The organism is Mycobacterium sp. 1164985.4 (assembly GCF_001668575.1).
Classification (GTDB): Bacteria; Actinomycetota; Actinomycetes; order Mycobacteriales; family Mycobacteriaceae; genus Mycobacterium.
Genome location: NZ_LZMD01000058.1, coordinates 36,539 through 59,729, shown reverse-complemented (window position 1 = coordinate 59,729; position 23,191 = coordinate 36,539). Strand labels below are relative to the sequence as shown.

The following is a 23,191-nucleotide window of genomic DNA, read 5'->3' as shown; positions in this document are numbered from 1 at the left end:
GGGCCCCCTAGCCGTCGAGGTCTTCAAGCATCGTCGATACCACGTCACACGCCCGGCGCGCCGCCGCCAAGCGGCCTTCCTCTTCGATGCGCGGACCGATCAGTTCCAAGTCGAAGCCGTGCGCGTACCCAGATTCGAAGACCGACCCGAGGAACGGTGCGATCGGGATGGCCCCGTCGCCGGGTACCGCCCGGGCGGGCAAGGCCCGGTCGCCGAGGACGTAGTCGCTCAACTGGATCGCCACGGTCCGCGGCAGCGCGCGCTGCACCAGCGCGGTCAGGTCCGCCTCCGCCCAGCAGTGGAACAGGTCGATACAGATACCGAGTCCCGTCGCCTCGGCGAGGGTGATCGTGTCGCGCAGGGTATGCGCGATGTGGATGTCGGCGTACAGGCTGGACGCATTCTCGATCGCCAGCGTCAGGCGCGCCTCTTCGGCCACCGGCACGCACGGCGTCACCCCCTCACCGAACCGGTCCGCCGCCTGTTCCCAGGTGAGCTCGCTGCGCCCGCCGGTCAGCATGTACACCGCCCGTGCGCCTAGGCCATGGGCGGCGTCGATCACCCGCAGCAGCGCATCGCTCGACGAGAACAGGTGATACACGGTCTCCACCGAATAGCCCTCGTCGGCAACGATCTTCGGCAATTCCGACTCGCTCAGTTGCGAATCGATCAGGCTGAGGCGCCGCACCCCGAGCGCACGCCAGTGCTCCGCCAGTTCGCGCAGCGGCGTCCCGTAGAACGTCACGCTGTGTACCGACAGCCGCTCGTCGGTCACCTCAGCCCCGGTTCTCGATCGGTACGCCGAAACGTTCTCGGAATGGACGGAATTCATCGTGCAGTGCGTCGAGCTCCTCGCCGATATCGGTGAGCAGCGTGGTGGAGTAGCGGAACTTGCCGTGCCGATCGCCCGGGTTGTCGGCCAGATAGGTGCGCATCGCGGCCTCGGCCTCGGCGGTCAACTCTCGACCACAGAACGCGTAATAGCGGCGCACGGTGCCGACCTGATCGGCGATGAAGTCGATGTAGCGCACGTGCAGGATGCGGGGATCGTCGACCAGCGGATTGGACATGGTGTTGGCGATGCTCTCACGGGTCAGCGCGAGGTGCATTTTCGCGGCGGCGTGCAGGTCGACCGGTCCGACGATGCCCTCGAGGATGTCGGCCATCATCATCGTGCGCGACGCCGCGACCTGTACCGGGTCGCGGTGCAACCACATCACGGTGGCATCGGGATAGGCGTCGAACAGCTCGGCGAGCCGAAACCCGTGAAACCCCTTGAGCACCCAACGTTTGCGCGGCCGGCGGTGCTGGAACTGCTGCAGCATCGCCTTGTGGATGCGGTACTGCGCGGCGGGGTCGGTGGGTAGGCCGCCGACGACGGTCTGCATCGGCACGCGCCACCATGCGGTCGGGGTCAGCACCCGGAAGTCGAAGGCCCAGGTCCGTTCGTCTTCGGGCAACCCGTCGCCCAACATGTCGTTGTACGGGTGGCTGTGCAGCCATTTCGGCAGCTTCGTGTTGATCTCGCGCCAGTCCGCGTCCGCCCGTGCGCGACGCGGATCCTCGCCCTCGACGGTTCCGGGCGGCGGCGACGGATACATCACCTCCCAGAACCGCAGCGCGCGGGAGTCCGCGTCGACCGACATCAGCGCGTGCATCAGTGTGGTGCCCGACCGCGGCTCACCGGTGACAAACATGGGCCGCTCGATGACCTCCTCGGCGACCGGGTGGCGCCCGCGGTCCTCGAAGAACTCCAGACGTGAGGTGAGCAGCCAGTGGCACACTTCGGCGGCACGCCGCCTGCCGTCGTCGTCCATCCCGAGCGCGTTGAGATGATCGACGACCAGCGAGAAGCGTTGCGGCAGCGTCGGATCGCCGTAGTCGGCCAACCCGGTTTCGGTCTCTGCGCGGGCCAGTATCTCCGCCGCCACCAGCGGCGCGCTCACTCGACGCCTCCGCACAGAGCCATCAGCTCGTCCTCGACTTCCCGTACGTTCTGCGCCGACTGGGCGGTGTATCGCACGCCCGCCATGGCGCCGTAATCCATGATCTTGGGTACGCGTAATCCCGCGTCGACGTAGTCCTTGATGACACCGGCGAGCTGTTTCGGCGTGCCGTGCGGGACCATCGCCAGGATCATCTCCGGTTCGACCCGATCGAGGAAGTCGACGATGCGCTCGCGGGTGAGTACCGCCGGATCGATGTCCTGGTATCCGCGCCAGCCCTCCCCCATCGGATGTGCGAAGCCGACCTTGCGCAGCACCTCGGCCGACACCTGCAGCAGGAACGACTTGACCAGCGGCGCCTCGAGGATCTCGGCCAGCGCGGCGTCGTCGCGGCCCACCAGGCACACCTGGATGAAACACGGCGTGATCGCCGACGGGTCCCGGCCGGCCTTCTCCGCGGAAAGCTTGACGACGGCGAGCTTTTCGGCGTAGTCCTCCGGTGACCACGCGCCGGTCGGCCACCATCCGTCGGCGTAGCGACCGACGATGTCGAGCGTGCGCGGGCCGCTGCCGCCGATCCAGATCCGCGGGAAACGTCCGGCGTAGGGTTCGGTGTCGAGCCGGGCGTGGCGCAGCCGGTAGAACCGGCCGTCGAAATCGACTGGGCCGTCGCTCTCCCACAGCAGCCGGATGACCTGCAGCGCCTCCTCGAAGCGGCTGACCGGCGCGGTGAAGTCGAAGCCGTACGGCACCGTGTTCTCGGTCTCTCCGCTGCCGAGGCCGAGGATGAACCGCCCGGCGGCGAGGTGGTCGATGGTCAGCGCGCTCTGCGCAAGCAGCGACGGGTGCCGACGGACCGTGTCGACGACGCTGGTCGCCAGCGGCACGTTCTTCGTCAGCACCGCGGCGGCGGCCGCGACCGCCATGGCGTCCAGGTGACGGTGCGGCGACGGCGAAACCGTTGCCAGGTCGGTGAACTCGGGCGTCCAGATCGAGTCGGGCCAGAAGCTGACCATGTGATCGGGCATCCAGATCGAGTGGTAGCGCCCGCTGTCGAGATCGCCCAGCATCGACAGGTCCAGCGGCAGCGTGGTGCGCAGGTACGCGGCGGGCTGAACCCTCATGCCGAGGTCCTGTTTTCCCGGCGAGCAGACGTAAAACTGCCGCAATCGGCGCGAAAATGGGCAGGTTTGCGTCTGCTCGCGGGGAGAAGTGACGCCCTCATCACGAGCCGCCGCCCGTCTCGGCGAGGAACGACTGGGTGTGGGCGATGCAACCGGTCAGGGTCTTCGGATCGCCGGTGCACAACTGGAACGCCGTCTCGGTGATCAGCGAGATGTCCTCGGTGTCGGTCTTGGCCAGGTCGAGCGCACCGGCGCCCTCGGTGGCGACCGGATTGGTGGGCGCGGCGGCGTTGACGGCAATGCCGTCGTCGTAGAGCTCGGCCGCAAGGCTTTTCGTCAGCCGGTTCAACGCCGCCTTGACCGTGCCGTACACGCCGAAGCCGGCAGTGCGGTCGAACTCCGAGAAGGGCGGCCCGTCGGGGAGGTCGCCGCCCACCGAGGTCACGTTCAGCACCCAACCGCGCCCGCGTTCGCGCATCGCCGGGATGGCCATCTGCGTGAGATGCAGTGGCGCCATGACGTGCATCTCCATCATCAGCAGGACCCGGCGCTCGGGGAATTCGTCGAGTGGCCGCAGGAACGTCACCGCGGCGTTGTTCACCAGGATGTCGGGTGCGCCGATCCGGTCGACCACCTCGCCGAACATTCGGGCGCGCTGCTCGCTGTCGGACAGATCGGCCGCCACCGCGATCGCCGATCCGCCCGCGGTCTCGATTTCCTCGAGCGTCTGGCGCAGTGAGCCTTGGTATTTCGGGTCGGGCTCAAGGGTGCGGGCGGTCAGCGCCACCGTGGCACCTTCGCGCGCCAGCCGCTGCGCGATGGCCTTGCCGAGCCCCCGGCTGCACCCGGTCACCAGGGCGACTTTGCCGTCACACGACACTGTGGGACCTCCTCGCGTCAGCCCCGCGGAATGCCCGCGAGTTTGTCGGCGAACTTGGCTTCGGCGGCTTCGCGTAGCCGCAGCAGATGTTCGGAGGGGAACACGTCCGGGGCCGGCTTGACGTCCTTGAGCAGCAACCGGGCCAGCGTCGCCTTGTGCACCTCGGTCGGGCCGTCGGCCAGCCCGAGCACGAATGACTCCGTCAGGTACTGCACGAACGGCATCTCATGGGAGGTGCCGAGCGACCCGTGCAGTTGCAGCGCTCGCGCCGAAACATCATGCAGCACCTTCTGCATCATCGCCTTGACCGCCGAGATGTCCGCACGCACCGCCTTGTAGTCGTTGTACTGGTCGATCTTCCACGCGGTCTGCAGGGTCATCAGCCGGAACGCCTCGATCTCCATCCAGGAGTCGGCGATCATCTCCTGAACCATCTGCTTGTCGGCCAGCACCGACCCCTGGGTGTAGCGCGACACCGCCCGTTCGGTGAGCATGTCGAAGATCCGCCGCACCAGGCCGACGGTGCGCATGGCGTGGTGGATCCGCCCGCCGCCGAGCCTGGTCTGGGCCACGACGAACGCGCCGCCGCGCGGTCCGAGCATGTGATCGTCGGGTACCCGCACGTTCTCGTAGCGGACATACCCCTCGCGCCCGCCGCCGATCGGTTGATAACCCAACCCGACGTCGCGCAGCACGTTGATGCCGGGGGTGTCGCCGGGCACGACGAACATCGAATAGCGTTGGTACGGAGGCGCGTCGGGGTCGGTCATCGCCATCACGATGATGAACGACGCCATCGAGGCGAACGACGAATACCACTTCTCGCCCTTGATCACCCAGTGGTCGCCGTCGCGGGTGGCGGTGGTCATGAACACCTTCGGATCGGCGCCGCCGTGGGGTTCGGTCATCGAGAAGCAGGACACGATCCGGTTGTCCAGCAGCGGTTCGAGATATCGTTGCTTGAGTTCGGGTGTGCCGTAGTGGGCGAGAATCTCGCTATTACCGGAATCCGGTGCCTGCGAACCGAACACGATCGGCGCACATTCGGACCGGCCGAGGATCTCGTTGAGCAGCGCCAGCTTGACCTGGCCGTAGCCGGGGCCCCCGAGGTGCGCGCCCAGGTGGGTGGCCCACAACCCGCGCTCCTTGACGATCTGCTGCAGCGGCGGGATCAGCGCCTGGCGCACTGGATCGTTGAGATCGTGCGACTCCTTGACGATCAGATCGATGGGTTCGCATTCGTTGCGGACGAAGTCCTCCACCCACGCCAGCTGTTCGGCCCACTCCGGGTCGGTCGAGAAATCCCAGGCCACTGTCCGTCCTTCCGTCCGCTTTCAGCTATCCGACCACTTCCGCCGGCGTTGCGCGGCCTCTTCGGTGGCGTGGCTGAGCACCTGATTGCGGTTCTCCAGCTCCATCGCGGCGTCGAGACCCGAGGCGTCGGTGTTGATCTGCAGCGCCCGCTTCGTCAACTGCACCCCCAGCGGGGACAAATCGGCGATGGTCGCCGCGATCTCGAGCGCGCGCTCGGTCAACCGCTCCGGCGCGACGACCTCGCTGACCAACCCGCGACGGTCGGCCTCCTCGGCGCTGACCGTGCGACCGGTCAACATCCAGTCCGCAGCGACGCTGGTGCCAACGATTCGCGGCAGGTGGTAGCTCATCCCCATCTCGGCGCCCGAGAGCCCGAGCAGGATCGCGGCGTTACCGAAAGTAGCGGCGGTCGAACAGATCCGGATGTCCGATGCCAGGCACAGCGCGAGCCCGGCGCCGACGCACGGCCCGTTCACGGCGGCGACGACTGGTTGCGGCAGCGCCCGAATTGCCTGCGGCAGCGCCGCCATCGCCTCCTGGAACCGCATCCGTTCGATCGCCGGTGCCGACGCCTCGATGGGCGATCCGAAGTTGCGCACATCGATGCCGGCGCAGAACCCCCGCCCCGCGCCGGTCAGCACGACGGCGTTGACCGATGTGTCGGCGGCGATCTCGCCGAGGGTGAGCGACAGTTCGTCGCGCATGACCTCGTTGATCGCGTTGAGCTGCTTGGGCCGGTTCAGTTGCAGGACAACCACGCCCGGGCGGTCACGGTCGACGACCAATGTCTCGGTCATGTCAGACCCGCTCGATGATGGTGGCGGTGCCCATGCCGCCGCCGGTGCACATCGTGACCAGTCCGGTGGTCAGGTCGCGGCGTTCGAGCTCGTCGAGCACGGTGCCGATGAGCATCGCACCCGTCGCCCCGATCGGGTGGCCCAGCGCGATCGCCCCGCCGTTGACGTTGACCCGCTCGGGATCGAGGTCGAGGTCTCGGATGGTCTTCAGCGGCACGGCGGCGAACGCCTCGTTGATCTCCCACAGGTCGATGTCGGCGACGCCCATGCCTGCCTTGTCCAGGCACCGCTGGGCGGCGGGTCCCGGCGCGGTGAGCATGATGACCGGCTCGCTGCCGATCGCGGCGGTGGACCGGATCTTCGCCCGCGCGGCAACGCCGTTCGCGTCGAGCCACCGTTGGGACGCGACGACGGCCGCCGCGGCGCCGTCGACCACACCGGAGGAGTTCCCCGCATGGTGGACGTGGTCGATCGCGGTCAACTCGGGATACCGGGCGAGGCAGAGCTCGTCGAACGTGGCGGACTCACCCTCGACGCGCGCCCCGCCCATCCGCTCGAACGCCGGCGGCAGCTTGGCCAGCTTCTCCATGGTCGTGCCGGGTCGCGGATGTTCGTCGGTATCGAGTGCGACCTCACCCGCGGCATCGGTGACCGCGATGACCGACCGGTCGAAGCGGCCTTCGGCTATCGCTTCGGCGGCACGCCGCTGGCTCTCGACGGCGTACGCGTCGACGTCCTCGCGGCTGAACTTCTCCAGCGACGCGATCAGATCGGCCGAAATGCCCTGCGGAACAGTCGGATGTAATTCCCGGAACGCGGGATTGTCGCCGTCGATCGTCGGCACACCGACGCTGGCCTTCCACCGCGACATCGACTCGACACCGCCCGCGACCACCAGGTCCTGCGCGCCCGCCGCCACTCCGGAGGCTGCGACGGTGATCGCCTGCTGGCCCGACCCGCAGAACCGGTTGAGCGTCATGCCGGGCACGGTCTCCGGCCAGCTGGCGAGCAGCACCGCCAGGCGTGCGATGTCGTCGCCGTGCTCGCCCGCGAGGATTCCGTTGCCCGCGACCACGTCGTCGACGTCGGCCGGGTCGAAACCCGTTCTGGCAGAGAGTGCTTGCAGGCACTGGGCGAACAACGCCTGCGGGTGGATCCCGTGCAGGCCGCCGTCCTGGCGGCCCCGACCCCTCGGCGTGCGTACCGCGTCGACGATCCAGGCGTCCATGTCAGCGCCGCGGCAGCCCGAGGACCTGCGTGGCGATGATGTTGCGCTGGATCTCCGACGTACCACCGGCGATGGTGCCGCCGAAGCTGCGCGCATAGCGCTCGAACCAGCTCGCGAAGTAGTGGTCGAGGTTCATATGCGCGTACGGTCCCGAGGTCGACGGGTGAATCAGCCCGTCGGCGCCGGCGGCGGCCAACGCATTCTCCATGGCCTGACGCTCGGCTTCGGACCCGAACAGTTTGAGCACCGACACCGATGCGGTGTCCATCTCCCCGCGCGCGGCTCGCGACAACGCCGCTGAGCCCATCGCTCGCAACGCCTGGTAGTCCATGATCGTCGTGGCGTACTGGTCGCGCTCGATCTCGGTGCGAGGCCGGAAGTCGGCGATCATATTGTCGATGCGGTCGGCGAAGCCGAGCCACATCATCGTGCGCTCATGCCCGAGCGAACCGTTCGCGACACCCCATCCGCCGTTGAGCGGGCCGACGAGGTTCTCGGCGGGCACCCGTGCGTCGGTGAAAAACACCTCGTTGAAGTCGAGGTTCTCCTCACCGGTCATGTCCGCGAACGGGCGGCACACGACGCCCGGTGTGTCGGTCGGGATGATCAGAACGCTGATGCCCCTGTGCTTGGGCGCATCGGGATCGGTGCGCACGAACGTCAGCAGGAAGTCGGCGTCGTGGGCACCGGACGTCCAGACCTTCTGGCCGTTGACGACGAAGTGGTCGCCTTCCTGAACCGCCCGGGTGCGCAGCGAGGCCAGATCGGAGCCGGCGCTCGGCTCGCTCATTCCGAGCGACGCGGTCATCTCCCCCTTCAGCACCGGCACCGCCCAGCGATGCTTCTGCTCATCGCTACCGAACGAGATCAACGATGCGGCAACGATGTTGACGCCCTGAGGGTTGAAGCTGTGGTAAATCCGCCGGCGGCACAGCTCGTCGAGGTGCACGAACTGTTGCAGCACGGTCGCATTGCGGCCGCCGAACTCCGGCGGCTGCGCAGGCAGCAACCAGCCGTTGTCGAACAACAGCCGCTGCCAGTCGCGCGCCCATTGCGGCATGTGCGACACCGACTTCGGCCGCTCCAGCGTCTGCGACTCGGGCGGCAGATGCTCGTCGAGGAACGCCGAGAACTCGGCACGGAACTGTTCTACGTCGGAATCGAAGGTCAGCTGCATCAGAAGGTCCTGTACTCCGCTGCGATCACCGCGCGATGCTCGGCGGCGCCGCCGAGCAGCAGTTCGCCGGCCTTGGCCCGCTTCAGCGCGAATTGAAGGTCGTTCTCCCACGTGAACCCCATGGCGCCGAACAGTTGCAGCCCATGGCGGAACACGATCGCCTGTGCCTCCCCCGCCGAGGCCTTGGCCATGGCGGCCGCCAGCCGTCGGCGCGAATCGTCCTCGGCGATGGTCAGCGCGGCGAAATAGGCCAGCGCCCTGGCACGTTCGATGGCCACATGCATGTCGACGGCCTTGTGCTGCACGGCCTGGAAGGAACCGATCGCGACACCGAACTGCTGGCGTTGCTTGACGTGCTCGAGCACCAGATCCAGGATGCGCTGGCACGCGCCGACCGTGCTGATGGCTATACCCGTCAGCGCAACGTGGCGGGCGCGTTCGGCGTCGGCAGGGACCCGCACGGTGTCGGGCACGCGGACGTCGACGAACGACACCTCGGCGACGTGCAGGACCGGGTCGAAAATCGGGCTGCGCCGCGAGGTGACCTGGTCGGCGTCGACGATGAAGACGCCGGCGTCGGTGACCACGGCGAACCGCTCGGCGCGGTCACCGTCGAGGACGTGATGCGCCGTGCCGTTGAGCACCCAGCCGTCGGCGACCCGGTGGGCGGCGACACCGTCATACACGGCGGTGCCGGCCTGCTGCGGATCGAATCGATCACAGGCCAGCGGCGCGAACTGCGTCAGCGTGGCCAGAAACGGCGTGGGGTCGGTGGCCCGGCCCAACTCCTCGAGGACGATCGCCAGTTCGACGGCGTTCTCGGCCTCGGCGAGCTCCGTCCACCCGGCGTCGACGTAGGTCTTCCACAGGGGTGCCGGGTCGACCCCGTTCTCGGCGATTCCGCGGATGAGCGACGCGGGGCACTGTTTGGTCACCGCGTCGCGCACGGTCTCCTGCCAGAGTCGCTGATCGGCGTCGAACTCCAGTAACACCAAGCCTCCCGGGCCTCGAAGATGGGCAACGCGTCGCTGCGAGAATAACATTCTCAATTCTAGGTCAAAGCGTTCTCGTGATCTGACTACCGCGTTTCGCTGTCCGCGTGTCATGCAGTTGACCAGCACACACCCTGACCTGCGCAAAAGTAAGCAGTTCGTAGAGAACTAGATTCTTGCGATTGAAGAACAACGCTTTACACTGGGATATGTTCGGCGCTCGCGCAGCGCTCTTCTGCGCCTGCCGACGGCCGGATGACACGGAGGAACAGCCTTGGTGATGCAGATTCAGGACGGGACCCCGTCTGGTATCACGACGCCCGTCATCGATGCCAGCGTGCACATCTTCAGCAAGTCGAACAAGGACTTCCGCAGCTTCCTTCGCGAGCCGTTCAAGAGCCGCGGATTCCCCGACTACGAGATGGACTGGTACGGCGCCCCGGGCGGCGAATACGCCCCCGGCACCGACGGCGACCGCCGCTACCCCGGCTCGGACCCCGAGTTCGTCGGGCAGCAGCTGTTCGACGAGCGCGGCGTCGACGTCGCAATCCTGCATCCGATGACCCGCGGCATCATGCCGGACCGCCATCTGGGCACCGCGATCGCAGCGGCGCACAACGAGATGATGGTGACCCGCTGGCTCGAGGACAACCCGTACGCCGACCGGTTCCGTGGGACCATCCGAATCAACCCCGATGACATCCCCGGCTCCTTGCGTGAGATCGCGAAGTACGCCGACCATCCCCGGGTGGTGCAGATCGGCGTGCCGCTGCAGTCCCGCGAGCTGTACGGAAAGCCGCAGTTCTGGCCCCTGTGGGAGGCCGCCAACGAGGCGAACCTGCCTGTTGCGGTGCACATCGAGGTAGGTGCGGGGATCCAGTTCGCGCCGACGCCGTCCGGCGTGCCGAGGACGTACGAGAACTACGTCAGCTTTATGGCGCTGAACTACCTGTATCACCTGATGAACCTCATCGTCGAAGGGGTATTCGAACGGATGCCCACGCTGAAGTTCGTCTGGGCCGACGGTGCGGCCGACCTGCTGACCCCGTTCATCTGGCGGATGGACTGCTTCGGGCGCCCGCATCTGGAGCAGACGCCGTGGGCGCCGCGGATGCCCAGCGACTATCTGCCCGGTCACACGTACTTCGTGCAAGGTGCGATGGATGGGCCCGGCGATGTGGACTACGCCGGTGAGTGGTTGAGCTTCACCGGCAAAGAGGACATGGTGATGTACGGGTCGAGTTATCCGCACTGGCAGCTCAACGAACTGACAGTGCCCGCCGCGTACACCGACGAGCAGCGCGAGAAACTGTGCTGGCGCAATGCCGCCGAGCTCTACGGCATCGACGTCGGGGCCGGGGTCGGCGCACAGTGATCAGGGCCGGCAAGCTTTCGAAAGGCAGGAGACCACGATGACGGTGACAGTGACAGAGCGGAAGCCGGCGGCCGAGCGCGTCGCGGTGCGCTGCGTCGACTCCGACGTCCATCCGACGCCCCGAGCCGGCGAGTTGACGCCATACATCCCGGAACCGTGGCGCAGCAAGTACTTCCTGACCCGGCGAATCGGCGACCAGATCTACTACGACGCGCCGGACTACGCGCACGCCTACGCCATGCGGGTCGATACGTTCCCGTCGGACGGCAACTTCGCGGGCAGTGATCCGGATCTGGCGTTCAAGCAGCTGATCATGGAGGCGGGCGCCGACATCGCCATCCTCGAGCCCGCCGCGTATCCGGCCCGCTTCCCCGAGGTCAACCACGCGATGAGCGTCGCGCTCAACGACTGGCAGGCCAACCACTGGCTGGACAGCAAGAACAACTGGCACGAGCGGTGGCGCGGATCGATCTGCGTGGCCATCGAGGCGCCGGAGGATTCGGCTCGCGAGATCGAGCGCTGGGCGGGCCATCCCTACATGGGCCAGATCCTGATCAAGGCCGAGCCCCGCCCGGCGTGGGGTGACCCGAAGTACAACCCGATCTGGGAGGCGGCGACCAAGAACGACATCACGGTCAGCTGTCACCTGTCGCGAAGCCACCACGAGGAGCTGCCGATCCCACCGGTCGGATTCCCCAGCTACAACCACGATTTCATGGTCACCTACTCGCTGCTGGCGGCGAACCAGGTGATGAGCATGATCTTCGACGGCCTCTTCGATCGGTTCCCGACATTGCGAATCGTATTGGTGGAGCACGCTTTCACATGGATCCTGCCGTTGATGTGGCGGATGGACGCCATCTACGAGGCCCGCAAGTCGTGGGTGGACATCAAGCGCAAACCGTCCGAGTACGTCAAGGACCACATCAAGTTCACCACCCAGCCGTTGGATTACCCCGAGGACAAGACGGAACTCTCGCGTGCGTTCGAGTGGATGGAGTGCGAGAAGATCCTGCTGTACTCGTCGGACTACCCGCACTGGACGTTTGACGACCCGCGCTGGCTGGTCAAGCATCTGCCCGAGCACGCCCGAGAAGCGGTGATGTTCCGCAACGGCATCGCGACCTACCACCTTCCCGACACGGTTCCGGCCCTCGAGGGCCAGGTGCGGGTGTTCTGAGTAGATGAGCACGGAGAGCACGAGCGAAGCGAGCAGAGAAATAACCGAAGAGCAAAAGACGCCCCGCCTGGCCCAGGGGCGTGAACACGTGGTGGCCACGGTCGACGAAATCCCGCCGGGTAAGCATAAACTCGTGCCGATCGGACGCCACGGCGTCGGGGTGTACAACGTCAACGGCACGTTCTACGCGATCGCCAACTACTGCCCGCACGAGGGTGGGCCTCTGTGCTCCGGGCGGGCCCGCGGCCGCACGATCGTCGACGAAAGCGTCCCCGGTGACTCGGTGATGGTTCGCGATATGGAGTACATCTACTGCCCGTGGCACCAGTGGGGTTTCGAACTGGCCACCGGCACGACGGCGGTCAAGCCGGAGTGGTCGATCCGGACCTACCCCGTACGGGTGGTCGGCAACGAGGTGTTGGTGCAGGCATGAGCGCGCCGGAGAAGCTCGGCCCCAAGCTCAAGCGGGGCGAGAAGACGATGGAGATCAACGGCGGCGACGTCGTCTACGAGATCCTCGGCAAGGAAGGCGATTTCATCGCGTTGACGCCGGGCGGGCGGTTCAGCAAGGACATCGACGGCCTTCGACCGCTGGCACAGGAACTCGTCAAGGGCGGATACCGGGTCCTGCTGTGGGACCGGCCGAACTGCGGCAAGTCCGACGTGCAGTTCTACGGCCAGAGCGAATCGCATATGCGCGCCGAGACGCTGCACGCGTTGATCACCGGGCTCGACATCGGTCCGTGCATCATCGCCGGCGGATCCGGTGGTGCCCGCGACTCGATGCTGACCACCATGCTGTACCCGGAGATCGCGCGAAAGCTGGTGGTGTGGAACATCGTCGGCGGCGTCTACGGCTCATTCGTGCTGGGCTCGTACTACATCGTGCCCAGCATCCTGGCCGTGCGCGGTGCGGGGATGAAGGCGGTCGCCGCGGTCGACGAGTGGAAGCAGCGCATCGAGGAGAATCCCGCCAACCGCGAACGGATCCTCAGCCAGGACCCCGACGCGTTCCTCAAGCTGATGCTGCGTTGGCTCAACGCGTTCGTGCCGAAACCCGGCCAGACCATCCCCGGTGTCGAGGACGAGATGTTCGACAACATCAATGTCCCGACGCTGATCATCCGCGGTGGTGAGAACGATCTGGACCACCCGAAGCGAACCTCGCTGGAGGTCAGCTGCCTGATCAAGGGTTCGCAACTGATCGATCCACCCTGGCCCGAGGACGCGTGGGAGCGCGCCGGCGAGGCACGCGCTTCCGGGAAGATCAAGCGGTTCAACATGTTCGATACGTGGGTGCAGGCCGCGCCCGCGATCCTGAAGTTCCTGGACAGTTGATGGACGGCTCCCCGGCGATCGCGTGGTCCCTCGCTCCGGCTCAGGTGATGCGGATGTGGACCTCGCAGTTGAGCGAGGCCTCCAGCGCGGTGTGGACCCGGCTCTCGGGCACGCGTTCGAGGTCGGCTCTGCGCAGCGTCACGTACACCACGTCCCAGCCGTCGTCGCCGGATTTGCGTTCGATCTCGCCGGTGAGCCCGAGGCCGGCCAGCACGCCGTGGGCGTCGTCGTCGGTGCCGCGGCTGATGAACGTCACCACTCCGGGCACGGGCGTGGTGCCGAATGCCTTCCTGCACAGCTCGATCGCGACGCGACGGAGTTCGTCGGGATCGTCCCCGGCGATCAACAACTCGACCTCGCGGCGTTGCGCCGGCATCGCGGGCAGGTTGTTGGCCACCACCTCGATCCCGTGGGTGGCCGCAGACTCGCGGAGCCGAGCCATGCCGTCCTCGAGCTGGGCAGGCGCGAGCTCGCCCGCCTTGTCGACACCGACGCGCACGACCGCAGTCCTCATGTCCGTCAGCCTATCCGCGGGCCGGAAGGACCAGCCATGACCTCTACCGCCACCGAACTCGCGGTGACCGCCTGGCCGGATTGCGCACCGCGGCTGTTACGCCCGTCGGAGGCCGGCAGCGAGGACTATGCCGAGTACACCGGCACGGGCGGCTACCGCCCGTTGATCGACGCCGATGCGCTGCTGGAACAGGTCGACCTGTCGGGTCTGCTGGGCCGTGGCGGCGCCGCGTTCCCGATCGGCACCAAGCTGCGCACCGTGCACAACGCCAACCGGCGCGGCTCGGAAACCGTCGTCGTGGCCAACGGCGAGGAGGGTGAACCCGCCTCGGTCAAGGATCGTTGGCTGCTGCGCAACCGGCCCCATCTCGTGCTCGACGGTCTGCGCCTGGCGACGGCTGTCGCCGCTGCCCGACGGGCTTACGTCTACGTCTCCGACGACCAGGCGGCGACCGCTGTCAGCGCAGCGTTGAGCGAGGTACCTGCGGAGGCCTTCGGCGGCACCGAGATCACCCTCGTCACAGTCGAACCCGGCTACGTCGCAGGCGAGGAGACCGCCGCGGTCCGGCGCATCAACGGCGGCCCCGCCAAACCCACCGACAAACCCCCGCGCCCCTTCGAGGAGGGCGTCGACGGGCTGCCGACGATGGTCAGCAACGTCGAGACGCTGGCCAACCTGCCCTACATCCACGAACACGGCGCCGAGAAGTTCCGGTCGGTCGGCACGCCGATGTCGCCCGGTACGTTCCTGGCGACCATCACCGGCGGCGGCCGTCCTGCGGCGCTGTACGAAATTCCGCATGGCGCAGCATTTTCCGAACTCCTGCAGGTACATGGGCTGACCAAGGAGGCGGTGACGGGCGTCTTGATGGGTGGCTACTTCGCGGGGTTGGTCAACACCGACATCCTCGATGCGACGCTCGATCACGAGTCGGTCCGACGGCTCGGCAGCGGTCTCGGGTGTGGGGCGATCTCGATCCTCACCGACGACTGCCCCGTCGCGGTGGCCGCGGCGGTGATGTCGTACTTCGACCGGGAGAACGCCGGCCAGTGCGGGTCCTGCTTCAACGGCACGGCCGCGATGGCCGCGGTGACCTCGGCGCTGCGCGACGGTGTGGCCACCCAGGAGGACGTCACCCGGCTCGAACGCTGGTCGGTGGTGCTTCGCGGTCGCGGCGCCTGCGGCACCCTCGATGGCGCCACCAGCGTCGCGGCGAGCCTGCTGCGGCAATTCCCCCAGGTGGTGGCTCGCCACCTCGCCAACGACTGCGCGGCCTGTAGCACCGGCGCGTTCGCCGCCGTGCGACCTTACGAAGTGGAGGCAGTGGCTCGATCATGAGTGACGGCTTGCGAATCCGGCTCGACCGGACGCTGTGTGACGGCTTCGGGATCTGCGCCAAACACGCCCCCGAGTACTTCTCGCTCGACGACTGGGGTTACGCGTCCCTGATCGGCGATGGAACGGTCCCCGAGAAGGACAGGGACGCGGTGATGCGCGCGCTGCTGGACTGCCCGGTGCACGCGATCATCTACATGGGCGAACACCGGCCGTCCGGCGACAACGCCGTGCACCAGGAGGCGCATGAGGTACCCGAGCCCGATCCCAATACCGATGGCAGCGAGGCGATCTCGGGATTCGTGCGGTGACCAGACCACTACCTGAGCTGACGGTACTCAACGAGTTCTTCTGGACCGCCGGCGCCGACGGCGTGCTGCGCATCCAGGAATGCCGCGACTGTGAATCGCTGATCCACCCGCCGCAACCGGTGTGTCGCTATTGCCGGGGACGCAACATGGGCGTCCGTGACGTCTCCGGTAAGGCGACGCTGTCGGCGTTCACCGTCAACCACCGGTTCGGCTTTCCGGACCTGCCGCCGCCCTATGTGGTGGCACAGGTGGCCATCGTGGAGGATCCGCGAGTTCGGTTGACCACCAACATCGTTGACTGCGACTCCGACGACCTGAAGCTCGGCCAGTTCGTCGAGGTCACCTTTCAGCAGATCGACGACGTCTGGCTGCCGGTCTTCAAACCCGGCGCCGACGGGCAAAGCGGTCCGGTGGCCGAAGACGAGATCGCGCCGCAGGACTTCGGTCGTCACGTGAGTCAACCGCTGACCCGTCAGCGGTTCGAGGAGCACTCGGCGATCACCGGCATCGGGGCCTCGCGGCTGGGCCGCCGGCTGATGGTGCCGCCGCTGTCGCTGACCATCGAAGCGTGCGAGGCCGCGGTCGCTGATGCGGGGTTGACGTTCGACGACATCGACGGGTTGTCAACCTACCCCGGGTTGGATGTCGCGGGCATGGGCGAAGGCGGCGTGGCCGCACTCGAGGGCGCCCTCGGCCTGCGTCCGGTGTGGATCAACGGCGGCATGGACACGTTCGGCCCCGGCGGCTCGGTCATCGCCGCGATGATGGCCGTCGCCACCGGTATGGCCCGTCACGTGCTGTGCTTCCGCACGTTGTGGGAGGCGACGTTCCAGCAGCTGATGAAGGAGGGCAAGGCATCACCGCCGGGTGGCGCCCGAACGTCGAGCTGGCAGATGCCCTTCGGCGCGATGTCGGCAGCGCACACGCTGGCGCTGAACGCTCAGCGCCACTTCGAGCGCTACGGCACTACCCGTGAGACGCTCGGCTGGATCGCGCTGAACCAGCGGGCGAACGCGGCGCTGAACCCCACCGCCATCTACCGCGATCCCATGACGATGGACGACTACCTGAACGCGCGGATGATCACCACACCGTTCGGCCTGTACGACTGCGACGTCCCATGCGATGGCGCCGTCGCGGTCATCGTCTCCGCAGTCGAGACCGCCAAAGACATGCCGCACAAGCCGGTGTTGTTCGAGGCCGTCGGCACGCAGATCGTCGAACGCACCGACTGGGACCAGAGCACGCTGACCTACGAACCCCAGGTGCTCGGTCAGGCGGCACACCTGTGGACCCGAACGTCGTTGCGACCCAAAGACGTCGACGTCGCCGAGTTGTACGACGGCTTCTCGTTCAACTGCCTGTCGTGGTTGGAGGCCCTCGGGTTCTGCGGGATCGGCGAGGCCAAGGACTTCCTCGACGGCGGCAAGGCCATCGCCCGCGACGGGTTGATTCCGCTGAACACCCACGGCGGTCAGCTGTCGCATGGCCGCACGCACGGGATGGGCCTGATCCACGAGGCGGTCAGCCAGTTGCGCGGCGACGCGGGCGAGCGGCAGGTCAAAGAGGCCAAGGTCGCGGTGGTCAGCAGCGGCGGCCTCACCCCGAGCGGGGCCATTCTGATGCGGACGGACGGGTGAGCACCGCCGCGCGACCCCGCGTCGTCCTCGTCGACGGCGTTCCCATGTCGGGCCTCATCGCCGAGGCTGACGACCCGAGGGCCGTCGTCGTCGCGTTTCATGGCGGGGCCAGCACGGCAGCGTATTTCGACTGCCCGGGCCATCCCCAGCTGTCGTTGCTGCGCACCGGCCCGAGCCGAGGGATCACCGTGGTGGCGTTGGATCGCCCCGGGTACGGCAGTTCGGCGCCGTATCCGGATGCGATGCACGAGCCCGACCAGCGGGTCGCGCTCGCCTTCGGGGCCGTCGACAAGGTGCTCGGTCAAAGTCCCCGTGGCGCAGGGTTGTTTTTGCTCGGCCACTCCGCGGGCTGCGAGCTTGCGGTGCGCATGGCCGCTAGTGACCGGGCCGCAGAGGCCCGCGTGCTCGGTCTCGGCCTCGCAGGGACCGGTCTGCGGTACGCGGACGCCGCCGCCGAGATCCTCAAGACGACGACGGCCACCCGCCGGCCGGTGGGACTGCGCGAACTGCTGTGGGAGCCCGCGGATGCATATCCACCCGAGGTGCTCTCCGGCATCACGAACTCGTCGACGGGCGCGCCGTACGAGTCGGACGTGACGAAAAACTGGCCGCGGCGGGACTTCCCGGCGCTGGCGGCCCGGGTCGAGGTGCCGGTGCAGTTCACCGTCGCCGAACACGAGCGGGTGTGGCGAACCGACCCCGAGGCGCTGGCCGACGTCGCGGCGGCGTTCACCGCGTCGCCCCGCTTCGTACTCAACGAACAGGCCGGCGCCGGTCACAACCTGTCGCTGTCGTTCGCGGCCGCGGAGTACCACGACCGCGTGCTGACGTTCGCCGCGGATTGCGTCGAAATTCAGGAGGCCGAGCAGAAAGTGGAGGCGGATTGATGCGCGTCGGATTCATCGGGCTGGGCAGCCAGGGCGGGCCGATGGCCCGCCGGATCGTCGAAGGCGGTTTCGAGACCACACTGTGGGCTCGACGGACGGCCAGCCTCGAACCGTACGCAGGCACGGCCGCCAAGACCGCGGGCACGCCTGCGGAGTTGGCCGCGGCCAGCGATCTGGTCTGCCTCTGTGTGGTCGGCGACGACGACGTGCACGAGGTGCTCAACGGTGAGTCCGGTGTGCTCGCCGGCCTGGCCTCCGGCGGCGTCATCGCCATTCACAGCACCGTGCACCCCGACACGTGTAAGGAGATCGCCGAAGTCGCTGCCAAACAGGGCCTTTCGGTCATCGATGCACCGGTCAGCGGTGGCGGGCCCGCCGTCGAGGAAGGCAAACTGCTGGTGATGGTGGGCGGCGAGGAGGATGTGGTCGAACGCTGCCGCCCGGTGTTCGCGACCTACGCCGATCCGATCGTGCACCTCGGCCCGCTGGGCAGCGGGCAGGTCACCAAGATCCTCAACAACCTGCTGTTCACCGCCAACCTGGGCAGTGCACTGAGCACACTCGATCTCGGTGAGTCGCTGGGCATTCCGCGTGTGCGCCTGGCCGAGGTGCTCAACGGCGGCTCGGCCACCAGCAAGGCGCTGGGCAGCATTGCGGTGTTCGGCGGCACGGTCGAGGGACTCGCACCGATCGCAGGCGCGTTGCTGCAGAAGGACGTTCGGCATGCGGCCAGCATCGCGGCCACCGCGTCGGTGCCGGAGGGTTCGGTGTTCACGGTGGCCGATACGGCGCTGGAGAACATGGATCACCCGCGGTGACGCGAGTCGGCTTCGTCGGGGCGGGGCGCATGGGCGCGCCGATGGTGCGTCGCCTCGTGGAGTCCGGGCACCAGGTGCGCGCGCTCGCCAGAACCGATGACAAGAGCGCAGCGATCCGTGACATCGGCGCAGAACCCGTCGCCCGTGTTACCGATGTCGCCGACGATGCCGACGTCGTCGTCGTCTGTGTGTTCACCGACGAACAGGTTCGGCAGGTGTGCCTGACCGACGGTTTGGCGGCGGTCATTCGCCCTGGGGGCGCGCTGCTGATCCATACGACCGGCAGCCCGGCCACCGCGCGCATGCTGGCGGCCGATTTCCCGGACATCGATGTGGTCGACGCGCCGGTCAGCGGCGGCCCGCACAACATCGCGGCCGGTGAGGTGACCCTGTTCGTCGGCGGCGCCGACCAGGCGGTCGCCAAGGTGCGTCCGGTGTTGGCAAGCTACGGCGACCCGATCCTGCACGTCGGCGAACTCGGCGCGGGTCAGGCCGTCAAGCTGGTCAACAACAGCCTGTTCGCGGCCCAGATCGGGCTGCTGCAGATCGCCGTGGACCTCGGCGCCCGGCTCGGCGTTGCCGAGGGCGACCTGCTCGAGTCGCTCACCCACGGCAGCGGATCCAGCCGGGTCGGCGAGTTCATCGCCGGGCGCGGCTCGGTCAGAGGGTTCGTCACCGACGTCGGCGAGTTCATCGGCAAGGACGTCGCCGTCGTGCGACAGACCGCGAGTGAACTGGGCAGCGACCTCGGTCTGCTGGACGAGGTCATAAATGCAGGAATCCGGCCATAAACAGCGGCGATTCCCCTTACCAGGAGGCATCCGGTGAGGCATACTAGAGGCGTTACATTATTGCGCCCTCGCGTAACGGAAGCGGTCGTCAGCCCGCCGCGAAAGAGGAGACCATGACCAAGCCCAAGCTCGTGTTCGACCCCGTGTCGCAGGAGTTCTTCGACAACCCGTACGAGATCTACCAACGGATGCGGGACGAAGCGCCGATCTACTACGACGAGGAAGAAGACTTCTACGCGCTGACCCGGCACGCCGACGTCGCCGCGGCGCTCAAGGACCACGAGTCGTTCTCCTCGTCTCGCGGGTGCGACCTGGCCATGGTCCGCAGCGAAGAGGGCCCGCACAAGTCGATCATCTTCATGGATCCGCCCGAGCACCGCCACATGCGCAGCCTGCTCAACAAGGCGTTCACGCCGCGAGCCATCCAGTCGCAGCGCGAGACCATCACCGAACTCGTCGAGCAGTACCTCGCACAGGTCAATCCCGACAATTTCGATGTCGTACAGGATTTCTCGGGTCCGTTCCCGGTCGAGGTGATCACCCGGATGGCCGGGGTGCCTGAGGAGTTCCGTCAACAGGTCCGGCGCTGGATCGACAAGGGTCTCGAGCGCAAACCCGGCCAGTTGGAGCTCTCCGAAGAGAACATGCAGGCCAACATCGACTCGGGCGTGTACTACTACGGGCTGGTGCAGGAGCGGCGGCAGAACCCGCAGGAGGACATGATCGGCCGCCTGATCGCCGCGGAGATTCCCGGCGAGAACGGTGAGATGCGCAAACTCGACGATCTGGAGATCACCGGGTTCCTCGCGCTGCTGGGCGGGGCCGGTGCCGAGACGGTCACCAAGCTCGTCGGCAGCGCGGTGGTGGAGTTCGCCCGTCATCCGGAGCAGTGGCAGATGCTGCTCGACGACCGCAGCCTCGTCCCCGCCGCCGTCGAGGAGCTGCTGCGCTACGTCGGCCCGGTGCAGTACAACGTGCGCTACACGCTCAAAGAGGCCGAGGTGCCCAGCGGCACCATCCCGGCGCACAAGCCGGTGTTCCTGATGAAGGCGGCCGCCAACCGCGACCCGCGTGCCTTCGACAACGCCGAGACGTTCGACATCACCCGGGATCGCACGCAGTCGCCGAATCTCGGTCTCGGCTACGGCATCCACAGCTGCCTGGGCGCCGCGCTGGCCCGGCTGGAGACCACGATCGCGCTCGAGCACCTGCTCGATTTCATGCCGCGCTACGAGGTCGACTTCGACGGCCTGGAGCGCGTGCACATGCAGAACGTGGCCGGATACCACAACGTCCCCGTGAGAGTGCTCAAGTGACCCAGCGAGAAGCGGAGGGGGATCGCATATGACGCAGAAGATCATCGTCGACTTCGGGCTCTGCGAGAGTAACGGGGTGTGCATGGGCATCATCCCCGAGGTGTTCGATCTCGACGACCAGGACTACCTGCACGTCCTGCAGGAAGAAGTGACGCCGGAGAACGAGCAGCAGGTCCGAGAAGCCGTGCGCCAGTGCCCACGTCAGGCGATCTCGATCGAAGACGCATGACGACGTCGAAAGTCGTCTTCGATCCGTTTTCGCAGGAATACTTCGACGGGCCGTGGGAGATCTACCGCCGCCTGCGGGAGGAAGCGCCGGTCTACTACAGCGAGGAGCACGACTTCTACGCGCTGTCGCGCCATGAGGACGTCGCGGCGGCGTACAAGGATTTCGCCACCTACTCCTCGGCCTACGGCCTGGATCTGTCGACGATACGGGCCGATGAACCGATCGTCGCCAAGATGATCATCCTGATGGATCCGCCCGAGCACCGTCACATGCGCAGCCTGGTGAACAAGGTGTTCACGCCTCGTGCGATCGAGGCGATGCGACCGATGGTGACCGACACCATCGACCGCTACATCGCCAAGGCCGACCCCAAGCACTTCGACATCGTCGCCGACTTCTCGGCGTTCTTCCCGGTCGAGGTGATCACCCAGATGCTCGGTGTGCCAGAGCAACACCGCCAGCAGGTCCGGGAGTGGGTGGACACATCGCTGCACCGTGAGCCCGGCCAGGTCGACATGTCCGAGGAGGGCATGCAGGCCATCGCCGAGGCCATGGGGCTGTACTACCAGTTGATCCAGGAGCGTCGGGCCCACCCGCAGGACGACATGTTCAGCCGCCTGATCGCCGCGGAGATCACCCGCGAGGACGGCCAGAAGGAGTCGCTCGACGACTTCGAGATTGCGGGATTCGCAACGCTTCTCGGAGGGGCCGGCGCCGAGACGGTGACCAAGCTGGTGGGCAACGCGGCGGTGACCTTCGCACGCCATCCCGAGCAATGGCAGAAGCTGCTCGACGACCGCAGCAAGATTCCCGCCGCGGTGGAGGAACTGTTGCGGTACGAACCGCCGGTGCACTACAACGTGCGGCGGTCGATGCGCGAGGTCACCCTGCACGGTGTGACGATCCCCGAGGGCAAGCCGGTGTTCCTGTTGCAGGCCTCCGCACACCGCGATCCGGAGGCCTTCACCGATCCCGACACGTTCGACATCGACCGCAACCGCACCGAGGCGCAGAATCTCGGCTTCGGGTACGGCATACACAGCTGCCTGGGGGCGGCCTTGGCGCGGATGGAGACGGCGGTTGCGCTGGAGCGGCTGCTCGACCTGATCCCCCACTACGAGGTGCTGTGGGATGACTGCCGGCGGGTGGCGATGCAGAATGTCGCGGGATGGTCGCACGTCCCAGTACGAGTAACGGACTGATGCGATTCGTCTTCGTGCACGGCGGTTTTCACGCCGCGTGGTGCTGGGAGCGCACAATCGACGAGTTGACGGGATTGGGCCACGAGGCGGTCGCGGTGGACCTACCCGGTCACGGCACACGAGTCGGCGAGGAGTCGACGCTGGCGAACCGCCGCGACGCCATCGTCGCGGCGCTGCGGGCCGGCTCGGACAAGAGCGTGCTGGTCGGCCACTCCGGCGGCGGCTTCGACGCCACGCTAGCCGCCGACGCCGCACCCGAACTGGTCGCTCACATCATCTATCTCGCGGCGGCGCTCCCCCGCGAAGGTCGCACCTATCCGGAGGCCATGGCGATGCGTGACGACGCCGAGGAACTCGGTGACGACTTCGACGCCGATGTCGGAGAGATGTTGGGCTACTTGACGTTCGACGATGACGGTGCGATGTGGTTCGCCGACTTCGAGGGTGCGTGGAAGTACTTCTACCACGACTGCGACGAGTCCACCGCGCGCTGGGCGTTCGAGCGGCTGGGCCCCGAACGGTTCGGCGACACCACCGTGACTCCGGTGTCCGTCCCGCGGTTCTGGGAAGCCGACCTCCCCCGCAGTTTCATTCGCTGCCTGCAGGATCAGTCGATGCCGCGCTGGCTCGCCGACACGGTGACGCGTCGGCTCGGCGTCGAGCAGCTGACCATCGACAGGTCGCACTCGCCGTTTCTGTCCCGGCCGCGCGAGTTGGCCGAGCTACTGGTGCATGCCACCGCGACGAAGCCGACCGGCCCCCTGCGCCCGCACTAGTCCCCTTTTTTCGCGAGCAGA

Annotated in this window: 24 protein-coding genes; 14 read left to right on the top strand and 10 right to left on the bottom strand. The window is 67.1% G+C overall.

Features of this window, described 5'->3' with window-relative positions; genetic code table 11:
* Positions 1 to 7 precede the first annotated feature (7 nt).
* The 9 genes from A5650_RS10105 to A5650_RS10065 form a co-directional block, all read right to left on the bottom strand.
* The gene (locus A5650_RS10105; RefSeq protein ID WP_067289920.1) at positions 8 to 832 is read right to left on the bottom strand and encodes a sugar phosphate isomerase/epimerase family protein; all 825 of its coding nucleotides are present in this window, start codon (positions 830 to 832) and stop codon (positions 8 to 10) included.
* Positions 777 to 1,946 (bottom strand): sulfotransferase family protein, encoded by a 1,170-nt coding sequence (locus A5650_RS10100; RefSeq protein ID WP_067289916.1) that lies wholly within the window; start codon positions 1,944 to 1,946, stop codon positions 777 to 779. Before A5650_RS10100 ends, A5650_RS10105 begins: the two co-directional genes overlap by 56 nt.
* Complete coding sequence (locus A5650_RS10095) at positions 1,943 to 3,070, bottom strand: LLM class flavin-dependent oxidoreductase (protein ID WP_067289913.1); 1,128 nt, start codon at positions 3,068 to 3,070, stop codon at positions 1,943 to 1,945. The genes A5650_RS10100 and A5650_RS10095 overlap by 4 nt, the downstream gene beginning before the upstream one ends.
* Positions 3,071 to 3,170: 100 nt before the next feature.
* Positions 3,171 to 3,950: an SDR family NAD(P)-dependent oxidoreductase gene (locus A5650_RS10090; RefSeq protein WP_067289910.1), complete on the bottom strand. Its 780-nt coding sequence runs from the start codon at positions 3,948 to 3,950 to the stop codon at positions 3,171 to 3,173.
* A 17-nt stretch (positions 3,951 to 3,967) separates the two neighbouring features.
* Entirely contained in the window at positions 3,968 to 5,263 is a 1,296-nt protein-coding gene (locus A5650_RS10085) for an acyl-CoA dehydrogenase family protein (RefSeq protein WP_067289907.1), read from the bottom strand.
* A 21-nt stretch (positions 5,264 to 5,284) separates the two neighbouring features.
* Complete coding sequence (locus A5650_RS10080) at positions 5,285 to 6,061, bottom strand: enoyl-CoA hydratase/isomerase family protein (protein WP_067289904.1); 777 nt, start codon at positions 6,059 to 6,061, stop codon at positions 5,285 to 5,287.
* Position 6,062: 1 nt separating this feature from the next.
* On the bottom strand, positions 6,063 to 7,289 hold the full coding sequence (locus A5650_RS10075) for an acetyl-CoA C-acetyltransferase (protein ID WP_082950698.1): 1,227 nt from the start codon (positions 7,287 to 7,289) through the stop codon (positions 6,063 to 6,065).
* Position 7,290: 1 nt separating this feature from the next.
* A complete protein-coding gene (locus A5650_RS10070) occupies positions 7,291 to 8,466 on the bottom strand; it encodes an acyl-CoA dehydrogenase family protein (RefSeq protein ID WP_067289899.1) in 1,176 nt (391 codons plus the stop codon).
* On the bottom strand, positions 8,466 to 9,458 hold the full coding sequence (locus A5650_RS10065; protein WP_067289897.1) for an acyl-CoA dehydrogenase family protein: 993 nt from the start codon (positions 9,456 to 9,458) through the stop codon (positions 8,466 to 8,468). The genes A5650_RS10070 and A5650_RS10065 overlap by 1 nt, the downstream gene beginning before the upstream one ends.
* 280 nt (positions 9,459 to 9,738) lie before the next feature.
* Here A5650_RS10065 and A5650_RS10060 point away from each other — a divergent pair, with 280 nt between their 5' ends.
* From A5650_RS10060 to A5650_RS10045, 4 genes are read left to right on the top strand one after another with little or no spacing between them, the layout of a single operon-like run.
* Positions 9,739 to 10,833, top strand: a complete 1,095-nt coding sequence (locus A5650_RS10060; RefSeq protein ID WP_067289895.1) for an amidohydrolase family protein — start codon at positions 9,739 to 9,741, stop codon at positions 10,831 to 10,833.
* A gap of 37 nt (positions 10,834 to 10,870) precedes the next feature.
* Positions 10,871 to 12,013: an amidohydrolase family protein gene (locus A5650_RS10055; RefSeq protein WP_067289893.1), complete on the top strand. Its 1,143-nt coding sequence runs from the start codon at positions 10,871 to 10,873 to the stop codon at positions 12,011 to 12,013.
* A gap of 4 nt (positions 12,014 to 12,017) precedes the next feature.
* Positions 12,018 to 12,446 (top strand): Rieske (2Fe-2S) protein, encoded by a 429-nt coding sequence (locus tag A5650_RS10050; RefSeq protein WP_067082866.1) that lies wholly within the window; start codon positions 12,018 to 12,020, stop codon positions 12,444 to 12,446.
* Positions 12,443 to 13,351: an alpha/beta fold hydrolase gene (locus A5650_RS10045; RefSeq protein WP_067289890.1), complete on the top strand. Its 909-nt coding sequence runs from the start codon at positions 12,443 to 12,445 to the stop codon at positions 13,349 to 13,351. The genes A5650_RS10050 and A5650_RS10045 overlap by 4 nt, the downstream gene beginning before the upstream one ends.
* Before the next feature lie 40 nt (positions 13,352 to 13,391).
* Here A5650_RS10045 and A5650_RS10040 read toward each other — a convergent pair whose 3' ends face one another.
* The gene (locus A5650_RS10040) at positions 13,392 to 13,865 is read right to left on the bottom strand and encodes a hypothetical protein (protein ID WP_067289888.1); all 474 of its coding nucleotides are present in this window, start codon (positions 13,863 to 13,865) and stop codon (positions 13,392 to 13,394) included.
* Positions 13,866 to 13,901: 36 nt separating this feature from the next.
* Between A5650_RS10040 and A5650_RS10035 the strand changes: the two genes are divergently transcribed.
* From A5650_RS10035 to A5650_RS09990, 10 genes are all read left to right on the top strand, one after another.
* A complete protein-coding gene (locus tag A5650_RS10035; RefSeq protein ID WP_067289886.1) occupies positions 13,902 to 15,203 on the top strand; it encodes an NADH-ubiquinone oxidoreductase-F iron-sulfur binding region domain-containing protein in 1,302 nt (433 codons plus the stop codon).
* Positions 15,200 to 15,511: a ferredoxin gene (locus A5650_RS10030; protein ID WP_067082878.1), complete on the top strand. Its 312-nt coding sequence runs from the start codon at positions 15,200 to 15,202 to the stop codon at positions 15,509 to 15,511. Before A5650_RS10035 ends, A5650_RS10030 begins: the two co-directional genes overlap by 4 nt.
* Positions 15,508 to 17,151: a thiolase C-terminal domain-containing protein gene (locus A5650_RS10025; protein ID WP_067289883.1), complete on the top strand. Its 1,644-nt coding sequence runs from the start codon at positions 15,508 to 15,510 to the stop codon at positions 17,149 to 17,151. The genes A5650_RS10030 and A5650_RS10025 overlap by 4 nt, the downstream gene beginning before the upstream one ends.
* Before the next feature lie 44 nt (positions 17,152 to 17,195).
* A complete protein-coding gene (locus A5650_RS10020) occupies positions 17,196 to 18,038 on the top strand; it encodes an alpha/beta hydrolase (RefSeq protein WP_082950701.1) in 843 nt (280 codons plus the stop codon).
* Positions 18,038 to 18,856, top strand: a complete 819-nt coding sequence (locus tag A5650_RS10015; protein ID WP_067289877.1) for an NAD(P)-dependent oxidoreductase — start codon at positions 18,038 to 18,040, stop codon at positions 18,854 to 18,856. The genes A5650_RS10020 and A5650_RS10015 overlap by 1 nt, the downstream gene beginning before the upstream one ends.
* Positions 18,853 to 19,647 carry an NAD(P)-dependent oxidoreductase gene (locus A5650_RS10010; RefSeq protein WP_067289875.1) on the top strand — a complete coding sequence of 265 codons (795 nt, stop codon included), beginning with the start codon at positions 18,853 to 18,855 and terminating at the stop codon, positions 19,645 to 19,647. The genes A5650_RS10015 and A5650_RS10010 overlap by 4 nt, the downstream gene beginning before the upstream one ends.
* A 113-nt stretch (positions 19,648 to 19,760) precedes the next feature.
* Positions 19,761 to 20,963 (top strand): cytochrome P450, encoded by a 1,203-nt coding sequence (locus tag A5650_RS10005; RefSeq protein WP_067289872.1) that lies wholly within the window; start codon positions 19,761 to 19,763, stop codon positions 20,961 to 20,963.
* Positions 20,964 to 20,991: 28 nt separating this feature from the next.
* A complete protein-coding gene (locus A5650_RS10000) occupies positions 20,992 to 21,192 on the top strand; it encodes a ferredoxin (protein WP_067082893.1) in 201 nt (66 codons plus the stop codon).
* Positions 21,189 to 22,394 (top strand): cytochrome P450, encoded by a 1,206-nt coding sequence (locus A5650_RS09995; protein ID WP_067289869.1) that lies wholly within the window; start codon positions 21,189 to 21,191, stop codon positions 22,392 to 22,394. The genes A5650_RS10000 and A5650_RS09995 overlap by 4 nt, the downstream gene beginning before the upstream one ends.
* On the top strand, positions 22,394 to 23,170 hold the full coding sequence (locus A5650_RS09990; protein ID WP_067289866.1) for an alpha/beta fold hydrolase: 777 nt from the start codon (positions 22,394 to 22,396) through the stop codon (positions 23,168 to 23,170). Before A5650_RS09995 ends, A5650_RS09990 begins: the two co-directional genes overlap by 1 nt.
* Positions 23,171 to 23,191 lie beyond the last annotated feature (21 nt).